An 18,328-nucleotide genomic window follows, 5' to 3' on the forward strand; every position below is an offset into this window, starting at 1 on the left:
TAGAAAAGCGTCCTCATAAAATTGAAGCTGTGCAATGATGCAAAAAATGTGCTGTGTCGCCGGGATCTCCTACGGAGACAAGGCAAAGGCCGGGCAGAGTGGTTCTATGAAGGAACTTGAAATGACGCCGACCGAAAACTCCATCGCCTTGCGTCAAGGCGATTTTCAGACTCTGGCCGAGGCCCTCGATTATGCAGCCGAAGGCACGACGGGGATCAATTTCTATTCCGGGAAAGGGGCGCTTGAAGCCTCTCTCTCCTATGCGCAGTTGCGAGACGGTGCCCGGTCGCTGGCGCGCAAGCTCCTGGGGCTCGGCCTCGAGCGGGGCGAGCGGATGGCTCTGGTCGCCGATACCGATGCCGATTTTGTGCGCTTTTTCTTTGCCTGCCAGTATGCCGGACTGGTTCCCGTCCCGCTTCCCGCGGCTGTACATCTAGGCGGCCGCCAGGCCGTTATCGCCAATTTACGGAAACTACTGGTGTCCTGCGGAGCCAAGGCCGCAATGAGTTCCAGCTCTTTTTACCCCTTTCTGGCTGATGCCGCTGACGGTCTGAATCTGGTCCATGTCGGGGAACCAGCCGGCTTCGACGCCCTCCCGGAGACGGATTTGCCGCTGCAACATGCTCGTCCCGATGAAGTCGCCTACCTGCAATACACTTCGGGCAGCACCCGTTTCCCGCGCGGGGTTGTGATCACGCAGAAAGCGGTCATGGCCAACCTGAAAGGGATCATCCGCAACGGGCTCGGTGTCCGCCCCGGAGACAGGTGCCTCTCATGGCTCCCCCTCTACCACGATATGGGGCTTGTGGGCTTTCTTCTCGCGCCGATGGCTTCGCAGCTTTCCATCGACTACCTGAGGACGCGGGATTTCGCCATGCGTCCGCGGCTCTGGCCGGCATTGATTTCCAAGAACCGCGCCACAATCTCCTACAGCCCCACCTTCGGATACGCCCTATGTGCGCGGCGCATCCGCCCCACTGAAATCGAATCGTACGATCTGAGTTCCTGGCGCATTGCCGGGATCGGTGCCGAGCCCATCCGTCCGGATATCCTCGAACATTTCGCCCGGCTGCTGGAACCGGCCGGTTTCCATTCCCGGGCCTTTGTCGCCTCGTACGGCCTGGCGGAATGTTCCCTTGCCGTCAGCTTCGCCCCCCTGGGCGAAGGCCTGGTGATCGATCGCATAAGTGCCGAGACTCTTGCGAAAAACGGAAAAGCCATTCCCGTTGAAGATAGTAAAAACAATGGAAAGACGAGAGAACTCGTCTTCTGTGGCGCACCACTTCCCGGGCACGAGATCGAGATCCGCGACGAGTGGGGGAGGGTCCTGCCCGAGCGGCGCTGCGGGGTGCTGCATGTGCGCGGACCCAGCGTCATGAGCGGATACTTCGGCGACCGGGAATCCACAAAGGAAGTCCTGTCTCCCGACGGTTGGCTCAATACCGGAGACCTCGCCTATCTGGCCGGCGGCCAGGTGATCATCACCGGCCGCAAAAAAGACATGATCATCATCAACGGCCGGAATATATGGCCGCAGGATATTGAATGCATAGCCGAGCAGATGCCGGGAATCCGCTCGCGGGACGCTGTCGCATTTTCCATCGGCGAGGTAGGAGAAGACGAGACCGTAGTTCTGGTCGTTCAGTGCCGTCAGTTCGACGGGACGGAACGCGACCGCCTTGTGCAGGCCCTGCGCGGTCGCGTCAGGGAAGAATTCGGCATCGATTGCATGGTCGAGCTCGTCCCCCCGCACACCCTGCCGCAAACGTCATCCGGCAAGATATCAAGAACCGTGGCGCGGGCCGATTTCCTCCGGCGGAACCAGCATCTGTTCTCAGCCCCCCTGCAGTGTGTCGGCCGAACCGGGAGCTAGGGGCATGGTTGAACCCGTACGGGAGTCGCGCACTGATGCCGCGCCCGCTCACGTCACAACCGTCGCCATGACCGGTGGGACCGGCTTCATCGGCAAATCCCTCATTCATCGCTTCCTGCGGGAAAATATTCGTGTCAGGGCGCTGGTACGCCCGGCCTCCATATCGTCGTGCTTCAACGCGCCGGGGTTGTCATGGATTCATGGCGAGTTGAACCATGAGGAGAGCCTCAGGCAACTTCTCGACGGGGCCTCGGCCGTTATTTATTGTGCCGGATCCGTTCGCGGCGCATCGATGTCCGACTTTGTGCCGGCCAACGTTTCCGGAGTGGCAAAGATCGTACACATGATGCGGAATTCGGTGGATTCTCCGCGCTTTCTTCTGATCTCCTCTCTGGCTGCAAGATCGCCGGAACTTTCGCACTATGCCGCAAGCAAGCGGCAAGGGGAAGAGGTCCTGCGCAGCGCGGCGGACGGGCTCGACTGGACGATCATCCGGCCGCCGGCGGTGTATGGCCCTGGAGATCGCGAAATGCTTTCCTTGTTGCAATGGCTCCGGCGGGGAATCGCCATTGTCCCGGCAGGTGGGCGAGGGCGCTTTTCGCTGATTTTCATCGACGACCTTGCGGAGGCGGTCCTGAGCTGGCTGGTGGGCGGCGCCGGCAGTGGCGGCTGCTTTGAGCTGCACGACGGCAAGGCGGGAGGGTACTGCTGGGAAGAGGTCTGTGAAATAGCCTCTGAGCTCTACCGGCGTCCCGTGAGACGTGTCGATGTTCCGCGGATCGCCCTGGATGCCGTGGCCCATGTCAACCTGGCCCTTTCCCGTCTCGCCGGATACCTGCCGATGCTGACGCCGGGCAAGGTCAGAGAACTGTGCCATGAAGACTGGGTCTGCGATCATTCGGATTTCAGCCGCGTCACCCGCTGGGCTCCGGAAGTCGGCCTGCGCGAAGGGTTGCTTCGTACGCTCGGGTGACGAGTTCATCAAGCTCATTGCGGCGAGGGCGCCGCTCCTACAGGAACAAGAAACCGCAGGCCCGACTTTTATGAGCTTGTTTTCGGACAAGCTCTTGGTAGCGTTCTAAAGTGGAGACCTTAAGCAAGAAGGTTAACGAAAGTCAAAAAAAGCCCCCTCTCCCTTGATGGGAGAGGGTTGGGGTGAGGGTGGGAAAATTGCTTCTTGTTCCCAAGCTCCAGCTTGGGAACACAACTGTGCAGAAGCTCCAGCTTCGGTGAGCCCGTTCCCAAGCCAGAGCCGGGGAACGAGGGGTAAGACCACTTCGAGATCGTGGCGAGATCCCTAGAAAGACAGCGCGTTTCAGCTGTATCAGGAGGGAAGCTGGAGCTTCCCGGGCAGGGCGTTCCCAAGCTGGAGCTTGGGAACGAGGGGAAACGTTAGAATTTGGCATCAAATATTAGGTCTATTATTTTCTACGCTACCAAGCTCTTAATGCAGAGGAACGAAGCTGTGTCCCAAAAAGACTATGCGGAAATATTTGAAGAGGTCAAGGCGATCCTCAGGCGCTTTGACAAGGTTCCGGAATGCATCCGAGAGGAAATGGAAATTGTCAACGATCTTGGTCTGGACTCCCTTCGGGTGATGGAACTTGTTCAGGAAGTAGAGGATGTGTACGATATTTCCTTCACCTTGAACGAGCTCGCCGAAATCCGGACGGTCAGGGATTTCGTTTTGCGGATTCAAAAAGAGATCGAGGCCTGAGACATGGGACTCTTCGATAAACTCGCATTCATTTCCCAAGCGCGCCAGGCGCTGGAGGAGATGGGGATCGATCCATTCAACGTGGAGATTCAGAAGATCCTCTCCCCAACCGAAGCCCGTATAGCCGGCCGCAAGGTGCTTCTAGCGGGTACCAACAACTACCTCGGGCTGACCTTCGATCCCCGGTGCATCGAGGCGGCCTGTCAGGCTACCCGCTCGGAAGGGACCGGCACCACCGGCTCGCGAACGGCCAATGGCACATTCGCCGGGCATCGCGCCCTGGAAAGGGAACTGGCCGAGTTCTTCGGCTGCGCCAAAGCCATCGTCTTTTCCACGGGTTTTGTGGCCAACCTGGGCGTCATCTCCACCCTCACCGGCCCTGGGGACACCTTGATTATAGACGGCGACTCCCATGCCAGCATCTACGACGGCTGCCGGATGGGGGGAGCCGACATCCTCCGGTTCCGGCACAACGACACCGCCGACCTCGAAAAGCGACTGCGCCGCCTGGGTGACCGCACAAAGAATACCCTGGTCATCGTCGAGGGGATCTACAGCATGCTCGGCGACCGGGCGCCTCTGGCCGAAATCGTCTCACTGAAGAAACAATACGGCTTCTGGCTCATGGTCGACGAGGCCCATTCGCTGGGGGTTCTCGGCCAAAATGGCAGGGGGCTTGCGGAAGAGTGCGGCTGTATGGATGACGTCGATTTCATCATCGGCACCTTCAGCAAAAGCCTCGGGGCCATCGGCGGATTCTGCGTGAGCAACCATCCGGAGCTGGACCTGGTACGCTATGCGAGCCGCTCCTACCTCTTTACCGCGTCTCCGTCCCCGGCCACCATCGCCTCGGTGCGCCGAGCGCTTCAGATTCTTGCCGCCGGAACGGATCTGCGCGAACGTCTCTGGGCAAACGCCCACAGGCTCTATGAAGGGCTTTCGGAACTGGGATACCGCCTCGGCCCCGAACCGACACCGGTGGTTGCCGTGCACATGGGATCGAAGGAAGAAACCCTCGCTTGCTGGAAAGAACTCCTCGAGAGCGGCATCTATGTCAACCTGGTATGGCCGCCGGCAGCTCCCAAGGGGGAAAGCCTGCTGCGCTGCAGCGTCAGCGCGGCCCATACGGAGGAACAGATCGAGCGGCTGTTGACCGCATTCGCAGAACTTGCCCACCGTAGCGCCGCACCGCCATCCCCTGATACTCATGAGTAGATCACTCCTCACGCCCCACCCAAGAAAAATAGGCATTTTCATGCGCTCCATAATCGCCGACGCCAAGCGGTGCCGCATCAAGGCACAAGCGGCGGTCGCAGGCCGCTACGGGGGGATACCATGCCGCGGATAGCCCTGTACCTGCCCAATTTCGCCGGAGGAGGCAGGGAGCGGGTCATGCTGCACTTGGCGGAAGGGTTTCTGGCCGGGGGATACTCGGTCGACCTGGTGGTCAACCGGGCCGAGGGCGCCTATCTGGGCCGGGTGCCGCAGCGCGCCGATGTGGTGGAACTCAAACGCCACAACGTAATCCTGGGCCGGCTTCTCGCCTTGCGCGCGACCTCGCCTAAGGGGTGGCGTGCCTTAGCAAGGCCGGTGTTGTTTTCGCGTAAGCCGAGTGGGGAATTACGGTATCTGGGTTCGTTGGTCCGCTATTTGCGTACATATCACCCAGCAGGTTTGATCGCCGCCGGCCCCTATTGCAACCTGAACGCCGTCTGGGCCAGGCGGCTGGTGCAGGTCTGCACCCGCGTGATGCTGACCGCGCACAACACGCTGTCGCGCATGATCGCGGACAAGGGGCGCAAGGGCGCGAAGTGGCGCGAGCTGCCGTTCCTGATCGGGTGCATCTACCGGCAGGCCGACGCCATCGTTGCCGTTTCGCAGGGTGTCGCGGATGACTTGAGCAGCACTGCAGGGTTACCGCGCGAGCGTATCACCACCATCTACAATCCGGTGGTGACGCCCGAGTTGGCCGCCCTTCCCGCGGCACCGGCACCGCATCCCTGGCTGGAAGACGGCGGGCCTCCGGTCATCGTCGCCGCCGGCCGGCTGGTACCGCAGAAGAACTTCCCACTGCTCATCGAGGCGTTCGCCCGGCTGCGCCGTAGGCGGCTGGCTCGGCTGCTGATACTGGGCGAGGGCGAGCAGCGGGGCGAGCTGGAGGCGCTGGCGTCGCAGCTGAGCATCGCGGCCGATGTGGCGCTCCCGGGGTTTGTGGCCAATCCCTACGCCGCCTTCGCCCGGGCGGCGCTGTTCGTGCTGTCGTCGGACTACGAAGGGTTGGGCAACGTCGTGATCGAGGCCCTGGCCTGCGGCTGTCCGGTGGTGAGCACCGACTGCCCCAGCGGCCCGGCGGAGATCCTGGATAACGGCCGCTACGGCGAACTGGTGCCGGTGGGCGACGCCGCGGCGCTGAGCGCGGCGATGGCACGGGCGCTGGACGCCCCGCCGCCAAGGGAGCTCTTGCGCCGCCGTGGCGATGACTTCACTCTGGAAGACGGCGCCCGGCGTTATCTCGACCTGCTGCTGCCGGGGCGAGGAACCTCAACCCATGAGTAGATCACTCCTCACCCCTCGCCCCAGAAAAATAGCCATTTTCATGCGTTCCATGCAGGGAAGTGGGGGAGCGGAACGCGCCATGCTCAATCTGGCCCATGGCCTGTCCAATCAAGGTCACCGGGTTGACATGGTCATGGCGCGCAGAACCGGTCATTTTCTGGATGAAATCCATTCCGCCATCCGGGTGGTGGACCTGAAGGTCCGCTCGGCAAGGGAATGCTTGATTTCCTTGCCATTCCTTGGTCGGGATGCCTGGTTCTGGGCACGGATGGCGCTGGCCTCAAAGCCCCACTTCGTCCTCGGCGCCCTGCCGAAACTGGCCCGCTATCTGCGGAGGGAAAAACCGGATGTACTGATCTCGGCAATGGATTACCCCAATGCCGTGGCCATCGCGGCCAAGTCTCTGGCAGGAGACGGAGTTCCGGTCATTGCCACGGTGCGCAACACGCTTTCCGCTGAAGTTGCCAACACCAAACGGCGACGCATCAAGGCGCAAGTGGAGGTCGCTCGCTACTTTTACCCCCGCGCCGATGCCCTTGTGGCGGTTTCCCGCGGGGTTGCAGACGACCTCGCGCAGGTTCTGGGGAGGCCGGATAAAATCGAGACCATCTACAATCCGATCGTTTCACCCGATCTCGCCACAAAAGCCGCGCAACCGCTGAACCACCCCTGGTTTTCCGGTGACGGGCCTCCGGTGATTCTCGCAGTAGGAGGATTCAAACCGCAAAAGGATTTCGCCACACTCTTCAAGGCCTTTGCCATCGCCCGCCGGGAGCGGCCCCTGAGGCTTCTGGTGCTGGGAGAAGGTAAGCTGCGCCAGGACCTTACCGCTCTCGCCTCCCAACTGGGAATTGCCGGCGATCTCCAAATGCCCGGATTTGTGGACAATCCTTATCCGTACATGGCCCGATCGGCACTGCTGGTATTGTCTTCCATTTATGAAGGTTTGCCCAATGTGGTGGTGCAGGCTCTGGCCTGCGGCTGTCCGGTGGTGAGCACCGACTGCCCCAGCGGACCGGCCGAGATCCTGGATAACGGCCGCTACGGCACCCTGGTGCCGGTTAAAGACGAAGACAGTCTGGCCGTCGCCATGCTACGAAACCTGGAAGTTGCTTGGGACAAGGACTTGCTCATGAAAAGGGCGCAGGACTTTTCCGTAGAACGGGCAACCCGGCACTATCTGGACGTCATCGAAAGGGTTTGTCGTAACGCTTGAGCTCTGCCGGTGGCGAAGACAGCCCACGCAGCTTGGTGATTCCCCATGACCACACCTGACTCCGACCTTCCGCCGGCAGCTCAGGCTTGCTGTATTGAGGATGTTGCAACCCCCTTGTTCCCAAGCTCTGGCTTGGGAACAAGGGGAATTCTATTTCCCCTCCCCTTGTGGGAGGGGATTAAGGGGAGGGGAATGTAACTGACTTGGGAACAAGGGGAACGCTTGAGCCCTGCCGGTCGCGACAGTGTGTGTCAAGGCAGATGTCGCACGAAGTCACAGAGGTTGCCGTCAATTCACCCCGCCCGGGAAGGCTCCAGCACCACGAGGTGTTCGTCGATCAAGTCGATGGTGCGAACGGTGCCTTCCACGAAACGTTTTTCCCCGAACAGGTTGGTGAGCCAGACCCCGCCGCCTTCCGCCTCGACGCGGGCGACGTCCCGCATGATCTCCCGGTCCGTGTTATCGACGTGCATGAAAACAGTGCTCAGGCACATGGTGTACTCCTTTTGCATTTCGGGGGGCGTTATCAGGCGTGGGCAAACGACGTCCCGGTCAGGCAGAGCAACCGGGACATGACGCCGGCGGTCGCGCTTTTGGGGCATATCCGGGCGGCTATGCGGCCAGCAGACGATCCAGCACACCGTTGACCGCCTCGAAGGCTTCCCCCTGGTCCGGGACATGGCCGGTGAGACAGGCCTCGAATACCGACGGGTCATGGGGCAGCACTCCGATGGCCGTGAGGCCGTCCCGGGCGAGCTGCTGTTCGATTTTTTGCGAAATGGCTTCGGAAGGTGACTTGTTGACGATGGCCACCACTTTTTTGTCCATGGAAAAAGCCATGTTCCTGATCTTGGCGGCGATCTGAAGGGAATCGAACGAAGGCTCGACCACCACCACCACCTTGTCGATGGCCTCGTCGATGCCGCGGCCGAAATGCTCCACCCCCGCCTCCATGTCCACCAGAGCGATCTGGTTGGGCTCCAGGGTGAGCTTTTTGAGAAATTCCCGATTCAGCACGCCCATGGGACAGGCGCACCCTTCCATCGTCTGGAGAATCTTGCCAATGCCTACGAGCGCCAAGCCGTTGTTGCGGCGGATGAAATCCGGCCCAAAGTCCCCGATGCGAATCTGTGCCTGACTCAGCAAGGACTGGCTGCCCATCTTCTTCTTGATCATGGCCTTGCCACCGACCAGATCCATCAGAGGCAGTGGGTGGCTGTCGAATCCGAGCATTCTCGCCAGGCCGGCATTGGAATCGTCCGCGTCGACGACCAGGACGTCAAGGTTCTTCCGCAGGGCCTGCTTGGCCAGGAACGTCACCACGGTACTTTTGCCGCTTCCGCCTTTTCCGCAAACAGAAATTTTCATGTTCTGAAATTCCTTTCGGCAATCGATTGGGTCCGCCATTTTTACTGTTCCACTAAAGCGGTGCAAAATTAGGTTACCAATTGAACGGCACAGGATAGCCGCTCAGAAAGCGACGCATGAACACCGACAGGCCGTCTTCGCCGCTGTGAGGTGGGCATCCAGCCGCGCGCCTCTGAGCATTGGACGCCTTCTTTGCCGGATCAAAACAAATGATAACTGATTCCGCACTAAGTTCAAGTAGTCAACAAAGTCCCCTCTTTTCCGTAGAACGGGCAACCCGGCACTATCTGGAACTCATTGTCAACACCGGTCGAGAATGTCCGCAAATCATCGGAATAAAATGTCCCCAAAACAACGCTTTTGGTGTCATCCGGGAGTTGAACGATTCGGAGCGGAGCCTCCGACTCACTCGCCGTTTCCGCTGGCAACGACAGCCGCGATCGGCGCGGCACAGATGGAAGGTGCCGCTTGTGCCGATCGCGGGTCGTTGCCGCGTCTCCGGCTCCCTCAAGTCGGTATCCACTCCGAACCGCTCAACTCCCTCATCGGTTCACTCGGATCCTTTTTGTTCAGTCGGAAAAGCGGTTCTTGGACCGGCTCCGACAAGCCCTGCCTTTCTCTTTTCTTTGAGCCTGAAACTATCCCCTTTGATGTTGAGGGTGGTGCAGTGGTGAAGGAGCCTATCGAGTATGGCTGTGGCCAGCACCTGATCATTGAAGATCTCCCCCCAGTCAACAAAGCTCTTGTTGGAGGTGATGATCAAAGAGGCCTTCTCGTATCTTCTGGTAAGAAGCCTGAAGAAAAGCCCAGCTTCATCTCGGCTCATCGGGAGGTATCCCATCTCATCGATGATGAGCACTCTTGGGTAGACAAACTGTTGGAGTTGCCTCTCCACCCGGTTCTCCATCCTGGCTCGAGTGAGCCGAGTAAGCATCGACTCGAGAGTAAGGAAGAGGACTCGGTATCCGGCCTCTACGGCTTTTACTCCCAGCGAAATGGAAAGATGTGTCTTTCCCACCCCCGGAGGGCCAAGGAGGATCACATTCTCTGCCCTATCGACGAAGGAGAGTCCCGAGAGTTCACGGATCACCTTGCGATCGATGCTTGGCTGAAACGAGAAGTCAAATTGCTCAAGAGTTTTCACCCAGGGGAATCGGGCCATCTTGAGTCTGGCCTCAACGGCCTTTCCGTGTCTGCCCCGCCATTCGGCCTGAAGGGCTTCCGCAAGGAAGTCTTTATAGGAGAGATCCCTCTTTGATGCCTGCTCACAGACTGAATCGATCTGCGAGAGAAGGTGCTCCATCTTCATCTTCTCAAGGAGGCCTGCTAGCTCCATCGGCTCGCCTCCTCGTAGATCGACAGATCCCTTCGCTCAACCTGCAATGCCTCCTGCCACAATTGGGCATGATGGGCTGCAACGCTTCCCCATCCCTCGGCTGCACTGCGAAGGGTGTGTTCGGCCACCAGGGTCTCTTCGGCGTAGACTCTCAAGGTTCCATCCAACCCGATCCTCACTCGGACCGTTTGTCCACACAGCTGAGAGGGCACACTGTATCTATTGCCCAAAACATCGATGAAGCCATCCCAGTGGACACACCGGTGCTCGAGATAAGAGGTGTCATACCGCAGGGCAGGAAGGGGACGAAGATGAGGAGCCTCACGGGAGAATCGTTCGGCTACGATTTCCTTGACTGTTCCGTGCAGCCTCTGATCGGTTTCCTCTGTGAGCCACTTCTCAGCGAGAGCGTTCATCTGGGCGAAGCTCTCGAACTTGCGGTAACGCACAAAGAAGTTGTGCTTGATATAGCCCACCATCCGCTCATCTTTTCCCTTGGTCCTTGCTCTTCTCGGGCGACAGGCTCTGGGGGTGAAGCCATAGTGGCCGGCAAGATCTATAAATCGTTCGTTAAAGCGAACACTCTCCCCGATCCTGTGGACAATAACCGTTGCTTTCTGGTTATCCACGAGCACCTCTATTACTACTCCTCCAAAGTACTCGAAGGCTCTGATGATCCCTTCGTAGGTGTGCTCGGCATCATTCCTGGGGGCACACCAGAAGAAGAGACGCCGGGAAAATCCGAGGGTATTCACACTGAAGTAGACCTTCTGTGGGATTTCAGCCACTTCGGTTGTGAGCTCTCCCCAATCATTTTGCATCTGAACTCCAGGATCTGTTTCAAACCGTACCGTTGCCCGGCTTTGCCTCATGGGCCTTCTGGGGCTGATGTACTCCCGAAGGATGGTGGTCCCGCCCGTGTAGCCTCGCTGTTCGATCTCACGCAAGATCACCATAGCATTCCAGACTCCATCTCTCAGGAGCTGGTCGATCAAGGGTTTGAAGGGATCAAGTTTGCTCACCCTTGCACCGGGTCTTTTCCCCGAGGGTACTCCTCCTCGACTAAGAGCACGGCTTATGGTTTTTGGATGCACTCCCAGGCTTTCTGCGATGTCCTTCTTGTAGACGCCCTTTTCAACTTGTGCTCTGATCTCCATCCAGTCCTCCTTTTTGAGCATGGGTCACCTCCGGCTCTCTTGGGTCTTGCTGGAGGAATAACCCTTCGCTCATCTGGGAGGACATTTTATTCCGGCGTTTACCTGACATTTAATTCCGATGGTGACACTCATCGAAAGGGTTTGTTGTAACGCTTGAGCCCTGCCGGCCGCGAAGACAGCCTCCGCAGCTTGGTGATATCCCATGACCACACCTGATTCGGATCTTCCGCCGGCAGCTCATGCTTCCCCTTGTTCCCAAGCTCCAGCTTGGGAACAAGGGGAATTCTATTTCCCCTCCCCTCGTGGGAGGGGATTAAGAGGAGGGGGGAGAGGGGGATTTTTTTGATTCCCCTCGTTCCCAAGCTCCAGCTTGGGAACGCCCTGCCCGGGAAGCTCCAGCTTCCCTCCTGCTACAGCTGAAACGCGCTGTTTTTCTAGGGAGCTTGCCAAGATCTCGAAGTGGTCTTCGGTGGGTGAACACCGGGATCCACGCTAAAATAGTAGATGTGACGAAGTAAAGGTATTCGGGTCCTTTGTTATGGATTTTGTAGCGGGTCCGCATGGGTCGCGGCCTCATGGGAAGCGAAGCTGGAGCTTCTGCACAGTTGTGTTCCCAAGCTGGAGCTTGGGAACAAGGTGGAAACCAGGACTTGAAGATGGCGCGGACCATGGCCTCCTTGGTACATGGTCCGCTCAGAGCAAATATACCTTTCCTCATCCAGCATAGTCGCCTATCCCTCCCCAGGGGACGTAGCCACAAACCGTTCGCTGTGAAGCTCATCGAGTACCATTTGCCTTTCCTGCTCGCTGAGTGCCCGCGCAGGCTTCGACCTCGGTTTGACCTCCCCTTTGGGTCTCTTTTCACTCCCTTTTCCACCCTCCACCTTGTATAATGCATGAATCCGTAAGCGTTTGCGCCGCACCGCTTAGTTGATCGGCCTGATAAGAAGAAAGGTGTATTATAGGAAGAATGGCATAATCGATGATAGCATACGCGCAACCGTTGCTCGACGCAACAGATGGATCACCCGAGCAGATGCAGAATGCACTCTCGATAGCGCAGATGTGTTGGAATCTCGCGTTGCTGCCCGAGACTGAACAAGAAGAGAGCATCGCCGTAGCGCAGAGGTGTACATTCTCCAGTTGATGGATTTAGGTCATGCGACAACTACCCTGACACAGGGGGAGGGTCACCCTGGATGTCGTTCTAAAAGATCTGCACCCAATGGAAATGATAGAATACGGTTATGAACAAACTGGAAAAGCTGTACGAGCATATTTTGATGCGAAGATCAGATGCGAATGTCCCGTTCGAGACTTTATGCTCCCTGCTCAAGCGGCTTGGGTTTGATGAGCATATCAGAGGGGATCACCATATTTTCACCAAGGATGGTGTTGATGAGATTCTCAATTTACAACCCAAAGAAGGTAAAGGCAAACCATATCAAGTCAAACAAGTCAGAGATGTCATTCTGAAGTACCAAATTCGAATTGGAGAATGATGATGGAAAAAAAATACGAAATTATCATTTTTTGGAGTTCTGAGGACGATTCATTTGTGGCCGAGGTGCCGGAACTCCCCGGATGCATGGCGGACGGGAAGACTTACCAAGAGGCCCTAAGCAATGTGGGACAAATTATCGATGAGTGGATCGAAACCGCCACAAGGCTCGGCCGGCCTATTCCTCAGCCGAAAGGCCGTCTTGCGTATGCCTAAAGGCATATTTCGCACAACCAGCCCCTCAAGCTGACCCTTGTTCCTCGCGCGGCTTAGGGGTACCGTTATATTGTTAAAAGGCAAAGCAATGCAAAGTACGACAAAGGATTTACGTTATCTCGAAGCTAAAGATACATTCCTCGAATATGCGTTTCTCGCAGTTGGACACCATTTTGATTCTCGCGAAGGTTTTAACAACTATTTCGATTCAATAGCCGATGATAACCGAAAAAGTTTATTCCTGAGAACGGCATCGTTCTATTTGTTTCTTATAAAGCGCGGGGATTGGGTGGTCGACATTCCAGGGTCGGATAAAATTCTGGATTATCTTACAAACACCTATAAATATGTAGGAATATTTTCGTTAATTGAATCCCTCTCGAATGAGAAATTTATGGATTTTTATCAATTTCTTGTCAGACGTAAATCTGCGATTTCATATCCGATAAATGACAAAAATGAGCTCGATCCAATTTATGAGAGGTATAAGGCGGATTACGGTTCGATAAAAAAATGCATTGCTTTTTTCAAGGCACTCAACCCTGAACGTCAAAATGCGCTGATTTCGCAATTAGAGGTTCGGGGAACAGAATCTTCTATCGAAAGCCTGGCAAAATGTTTGTACGAGCTACGGTCGAAGTTTGTTCACGAGGCAGAACTTGTCCACCACATGGTTGATGGAACCTCCGTCAGTTTCAAAGGCAAGAAAACTATTGTATGCAAGCTGTCTATAAAGGATGCTTTGATTTTTTTCGAGGAGGGTTTAATTGAACATTTCAAAGATAACAACCAAATATAACATTGCCAATTCAGCCGACGCCAAAAAGCTGCGCGGCTGATTGGCGTCGTTCTCGGCGGCTGCGCCGCCGAGGATCGCGGTGCTGACTTCGTCAAGTACCTTTGCCCTGGCACCCTGCGCCAGCACAAGGTACTTGACCGGACACCTCACACCGATCAACCAGACTATGTCTGTTTCATTGGCGCAGGGCGCCGGTCAGCACCGCGATTAGACCCACTGAGATCTCAGCTGCTCGAATGCACGCGCGTATTGGATAGGAAACAGAAGGAATGCAATTCATCACCGACGGCCCCGATATTCCAGATGCGCTCTTGCATGCGCACGAAGAGGGCCGAGTGGTGTTCTTCTGCGGCGCAGGTATTTCATACCCCGCCGGCCTGCCAGGCTTCAAAGGGCTGGTGGAGCAGATCTACCGGCTGAACGGCACGGCGCTCTCAGACATCGAGCGCGAGGCCTTCGACCGTGGCCAGTTCGACGCCACGCTCGACCTGCTGGAGCGGCGCCTGCCGGGGCAGCGCCTTGCCGTCCGTCGCAAGTTGGCCGAAGTTTTGAAGCCAAATCTGCGCCGCAAAGGTGCCACGGATACGCACGCGTCACTGTTGCGGTTGGCGCGCAGCCGCGAGGGCGCGTTGCGGCTGGTCACCACCAACTTCGACCGCGTTTTTCACACCGCGGCCAAACGCACAGGCCAAGCGTTCGAGGCTTATGCAGCACCGATGTTGCCTATCCCTAAGAACAGCCGCTGGAATGGGCTGGTCTACCTGCACGGCCTGCTGCCCGAGAAAGCGGACGACACGGCCCTGAACCGCCTGGTGGTCACCAGTGGCGATTTCGGCCTGGCCTATCTGACCGAACGCTGGGCTGCTCGTTTCGTAAGCGAGTTGTTCCGCAACTACGTGGTCTGCTTCGTGGGCTACAGCATCAACGACCCGGTGCTGCGCTACATGATGGATGCTCTGGCCGCCGACCGGATGCTGGGCGTAGTCACGCCTCAGGCCTGGGCGCCGGCCGACTGCGAGCCAGGGCAGGAGCATGGCAAGGCCATCGAGTGGGAAGCCAAGGGCGTCAGACCCATCCTTTACCATGTGCCCACCGGTAGCCATGACCATTCGGCGCTGCATCGAACTCTGCACGCCTGGGCGGACACCTACCGTGACGGCGTACTGGGCAAGGAGCGCATCGTTGTCAGCCACGCCCTGGCACGACCTTCGGCGAGCACACAGCAGGACGATTTCGTCGGCCGGATGTTGTGGGCCTTGTCGGACAAATCAGGGCTGCCGGCCAAGCGCTTTGCCGACTTCAACCCTGTCCCATCGCTGGACTGGTTGCTGGATGCCTTCTCGGACGAGCGCTTTTGTCACAGCGATCTGCCCCGCTTCGATGTGCCACCGCGTGACGAGACAGACGCCAAACTGCGCTTCAGCCTGATTCGTCGGCCTGCGCCCTATGACCATGCGCCGCAGATGTTGCTGGTCTGCGGTGGTGTCGCCGGTAGCCAGTGGGACTACGTGATGTTTCATCTTGCCCGCTGGCTTACGCGCCATCTGGATGACCCTAGGTTGATCCTCTGGATTGCACAACGTGGCGGCCGGATGCACGATCAATGGACTTCGCTGATTGAGCGGGAGCTGGATCGTCTGGAATCGCTGGAGCGTGACGGCAAGGCCGCCGAACTGTATGAAATCCGCTCGCAGGCGCCGAAGGCCATCCCTGGCTCCTTGATGCGCAAGTTGTGGCGCCTGCTGCTCAGCTGCCGAGTGAAATCATCATGGCACGACCTCGATCTCTATCGCTGGAAAAATCGGCTGAAGCGGGATGGGCTTACCACCACGCTGCGCCTGGAATTGCGCGAACTGCTCGCCCCCCAAGTGGCCTTGAAGAAGCCGTTTCGCTGGGGCGATGAAGAAGAAAGTGCGGACGCACCCACGCGCTTGCGGCAACTGGTCGACTGGGAGTTGGTGCTGGCCGCCGATCATGTGCATTCGGCCCTGCGTGACCTTGCCGGCGAGCACTGGACAACCGCCTTACCGCAACTGCTGGAGGATTTTCAGCAACTGCTGCGCGATGCACTGGACTTGTTGCGCGAGCTGGGCGAGGCCGATGACCGCAGCGACCGATCGCATTGGGATCTGCCGTCCATTACGCCGCACTGGCAGAACCGGGGTTTCCGCGACTGGGTGAGCCTGATCGAGTTGCTGCGCGATGCGTGGCTGGCGCTTCGCGCCAACAGCAGTGCACGCGCGACGCGAATAGCGCAGGACTGGTTCGAGTTGCCGTATCCCACCTTCAAACGACTCGCCTTATTCGCTGCCAGTGAGGATGACTGCATCCCGCCCGAGCAGTGGGTGGATTGGCTGCTGGCCGATAGCGCGTGGTGGCTGTGGTCAATCGATACGAGGCGGGAGGTGTTCAGGCTGTTCGTCCTGCAGGGGCACCTATTGGCTGGAGCCGCTCAGGAACGTTTGGAAGCGGCCATACTGAGAGGCCCGCCGCGCGAGATGTACAGGGATGATCTGGAACCAGAACGGTGGCAAGAGTTGGTCGCCCACTCCGTCTGGGTGCATTTGGCCAAATTGAATGCCTCGGGCCTCGCGCTGGGGGTACCCGCTGCGGCGCGCTTGGCGGAATTATCCAATGCCCACCCGGAATGGCAGTTGGCGGCCAATGAGCGCGACGAGTTTTCCCACTGGATGAGTGGCACCGGCGATCCGGATTATGAAGAAAGGCGTGATGTCGACATTGCACCTCGAAAGCGGCGTGAACTCGTTCAATGGCTTACAAAGTCGAAACCCGAACGGCGACCATTCTACGAGGACACGTGGTGCGATGTCTGCCGCACCCGCTTCTTTCACAGCCTGTACGCGCTATGCGAGCTGGCACGTAATGACGTATGGCCGGTCGGACGATGGCGTGAAGCAATGCAGGTCTGGGCCGAAGAAGGCATGGTACTACGGTCGTGGCGCTATGCCGCGCCGCTGGTTCGGACTATGCCCGACATCGTCATCCAGGAGATCCTCCACAGTGTGACGTGGTGGATCGAGGCCGCATCCAAGGCAATCAACCGCCACGAGGACATTCTGCTGAACCTGTGCCGCCGAGTTCTGGAGCTACCACTGGAAGCAGGCACTGGCATAAAGCGCAATGAAGAGCCGCTTGACCAACCCGTTACAGAAGCAATCAATCATCCGGTCGGGCATGTCACGCAGGCGTTGATCAACCTTTGGTTCAAACGCAATCCGAACGACAACGATCAGCTTCCAACCGACATCAAGCCCTTCTTCACGGAAATCTGCGATGTACAAGTGGATCGGTTCCGCCACGGCCGGGTACTGCTGGGTGCGCATTTGATCGCGATCTTCCGCGTTGATCGCGCTTGGGCCGAGCAACACCTCTTGCCGCTGTTTAGCTGGAGCAATCCGGTTGAAGCAAAAGCCGTGTGGGAAGGTTTCCTGTGGTCACCCCGCCTGTACCAGCCTTTGCTTAAGGTCCTTAAACCTCAGTTGCTGGAGAGCGCAAATCACTACACCGACTTGGGCGGACACCGACAACAGTTCGCGGCCTTCCTGACGTACACAGCATTGGGTCCGACCGATGGATACACCGTGGATGACTTTCGATCCGCGATTGGCGCGCTACCTCAAGAAGGGCTGGAGGAATGTGCACAAGCGCTATCGCAGGCACTTGAAGGCGCCGCCGATCAGCGCGAGGACTATTGGAAGAATCGTGTCCAGCCGTTCTGGCAACAGGTCTGGCCCAAGTCACGCGACCTAGCCACTCCGCGAATCGCCGAATCCTTGACCCGACTGATCATTGCCGCCCGAGGCGAATTCCCTGCGGCCTTGGCAGCGGTGCAGGACTGGTTGCAACCGATAGAACATCCATACTATGTTGTCCATCTGCTGCACGAATCCGGTCTGTGCAGACAATACCCGGCGGAGGCTCTGCAGCTGCTGGACGCCGTCATTGCCAACCAACAGTGGGCCCCTCAAGAGTTCGGGCAATGTCTGGACGAAATCGCGCAGGTCGCGCCACAGCTTGCGCAAGATGCCAGATACCAGCGATTAAGTGAATACTTCCGGAGGCTTGGCATGTGAAAATAAGGGGAATCGGTTCACACAATAACTGGGGTCTAACGAATAAGGATAGATCGTGAGAGCGAAGCGATCCACGATCTTATTCTGTGGTTGGACGAGCCCGTTCAACAATTGCTTTCAGCGGACGGTCGGAAGCCGGCAGCCGCTGAAGCATATGTTCTCGGCGGCTGAGCCGCCGAGAATCGCGGTGCTGACTTCGTCAAGTACCTTGCGCTGGCGCCTTGCGCCAGAACAAGGTACTTGACCGGACACCGCACACCGATCAACCAGACTATGTATGTTTGATCGGCGCACGCCGCCGGTCAGGACCGCGATTGGGCTGCGCGTCTCTAGCAGACATTGGTCTTGAGTGATCCGATGAAGATCCCATCACCTGCCGAATTGAAGAAAGGCTATGAAGAGTTCCAGCGACGAGAGAAGCGGGACGCAATGTACAAAGTCGCGTCTTTCCTCACTGCTTATTTCTGGGGAAAACCTGCGGAAATATCTGATAGC

General features: G+C 57.8%; 14 protein-coding genes. 10 read left to right on the plus strand and 4 right to left on the minus strand.

Annotated elements, in window-relative coordinates; genetic code table 11:
- Positions 1–121: 121 nt before the first annotated feature.
- From FDQ92_RS11600 to FDQ92_RS11625, 6 genes are all read left to right on the plus strand, one after another.
- Positions 122–1,873, plus strand: a complete 1,752-nt coding sequence (locus tag FDQ92_RS11600; protein WP_211341257.1) for a fatty acyl-AMP ligase — start codon at positions 122–124, stop codon at positions 1,871–1,873.
- A gap of 4 nt (positions 1,874–1,877) precedes the next feature.
- Positions 1,878–2,846: an NAD-dependent epimerase/dehydratase family protein gene (locus tag FDQ92_RS11605; RefSeq protein ID WP_137425045.1), complete on the plus strand. Its 969-nt coding sequence runs from the start codon at positions 1,878–1,880 to the stop codon at positions 2,844–2,846.
- Between the two features lie 492 nt (positions 2,847–3,338).
- Positions 3,339–3,590, plus strand: coding sequence for an acyl carrier protein (locus FDQ92_RS11610; protein WP_211341258.1), 252 nt, complete (start codon positions 3,339–3,341; stop codon positions 3,588–3,590).
- 3 nt (positions 3,591–3,593) lie between these two features.
- Positions 3,594–4,805 carry a serine palmitoyltransferase gene (gene spt / locus FDQ92_RS11615; protein WP_211341259.1) on the plus strand — a complete coding sequence of 404 codons (1,212 nt, stop codon included), beginning with the start codon at positions 3,594–3,596 and terminating at the stop codon, positions 4,803–4,805.
- A gap of 120 nt (positions 4,806–4,925) precedes the next feature.
- Entirely contained in the window at positions 4,926–6,146 is a 1,221-nt protein-coding gene (locus FDQ92_RS11620) for a glycosyltransferase (protein ID WP_137425047.1), read from the plus strand.
- A complete protein-coding gene (locus FDQ92_RS11625; protein ID WP_211341261.1) occupies positions 6,139–7,362 on the plus strand; it encodes a glycosyltransferase in 1,224 nt (407 codons plus the stop codon). The genes FDQ92_RS11620 and FDQ92_RS11625 overlap by 8 nt, the downstream gene beginning before the upstream one ends.
- 293 nt (positions 7,363–7,655) lie before the next feature.
- On the opposite strand, the gene FDQ92_RS15285 is transcribed toward FDQ92_RS11625, so the two are convergent.
- From FDQ92_RS15285 to istA, 4 genes are all read right to left on the minus strand, one after another.
- On the minus strand, positions 7,656–7,856 hold the full coding sequence (locus FDQ92_RS15285) for a CooT family nickel-binding protein (RefSeq protein ID WP_170180325.1): 201 nt from the start codon (positions 7,854–7,856) through the stop codon (positions 7,656–7,658).
- Positions 7,857–7,974: 118 nt separating this feature from the next.
- Positions 7,975–8,769, minus strand: a complete 795-nt coding sequence (locus FDQ92_RS11635; protein ID WP_137425049.1) for an ATP-binding protein — start codon at positions 8,767–8,769, stop codon at positions 7,975–7,977.
- A gap of 511 nt (positions 8,770–9,280) precedes the next feature.
- The gene (gene istB, locus FDQ92_RS11640) at positions 9,281–10,066 is read right to left on the minus strand and encodes an IS21-like element helper ATPase IstB (RefSeq protein WP_137425050.1); all 786 of its coding nucleotides are present in this window, start codon (positions 10,064–10,066) and stop codon (positions 9,281–9,283) included.
- Positions 10,057–11,244 carry an IS21 family transposase gene (istA, locus tag FDQ92_RS11645; protein ID WP_137423332.1) on the minus strand — a complete coding sequence of 396 codons (1,188 nt, stop codon included), beginning with the start codon at positions 11,242–11,244 and terminating at the stop codon, positions 10,057–10,059. Before istA ends, istB begins: the two co-directional genes overlap by 10 nt.
- Positions 11,245–12,470: 1,226 nt before the next feature.
- Between istA and FDQ92_RS11650 the strand changes: the two genes are divergently transcribed.
- The 4 genes from FDQ92_RS11650 (at position 12,471) to dsr1 (ending at position 17,833) form a co-directional block, all read left to right on the plus strand.
- On the plus strand, positions 12,471–12,725 hold the full coding sequence (locus FDQ92_RS11650; protein ID WP_137425051.1) for a type II toxin-antitoxin system HicA family toxin: 255 nt from the start codon (positions 12,471–12,473) through the stop codon (positions 12,723–12,725).
- Between the two features lie 2 nt (positions 12,726–12,727).
- The gene (locus FDQ92_RS16295; protein ID WP_137425818.1) at positions 12,728–12,940 is read left to right on the plus strand and encodes a type II toxin-antitoxin system HicB family antitoxin; all 213 of its coding nucleotides are present in this window, start codon (positions 12,728–12,730) and stop codon (positions 12,938–12,940) included.
- A gap of 88 nt (positions 12,941–13,028) precedes the next feature.
- Positions 13,029–13,739, plus strand: coding sequence for a hypothetical protein (locus FDQ92_RS11660; RefSeq protein ID WP_137425052.1), 711 nt, complete (start codon positions 13,029–13,031; stop codon positions 13,737–13,739).
- A gap of 269 nt (positions 13,740–14,008) precedes the next feature.
- Positions 14,009–17,833, plus strand: a complete 3,825-nt coding sequence (gene dsr1, locus FDQ92_RS11665; protein WP_137425053.1) for an anti-phage defense-associated sirtuin Dsr1 — start codon at positions 14,009–14,011, stop codon at positions 17,831–17,833.
- Positions 17,834–18,328: the final 495 nt, after the last annotated feature.

It is taken from the genome of Desulfoglaeba alkanexedens ALDC (genome assembly GCF_005377625.1).
Lineage (GTDB): Bacteria > Desulfobacterota > Syntrophobacteria > Syntrophobacterales > DSM-9756 > Desulfoglaeba > Desulfoglaeba alkanexedens.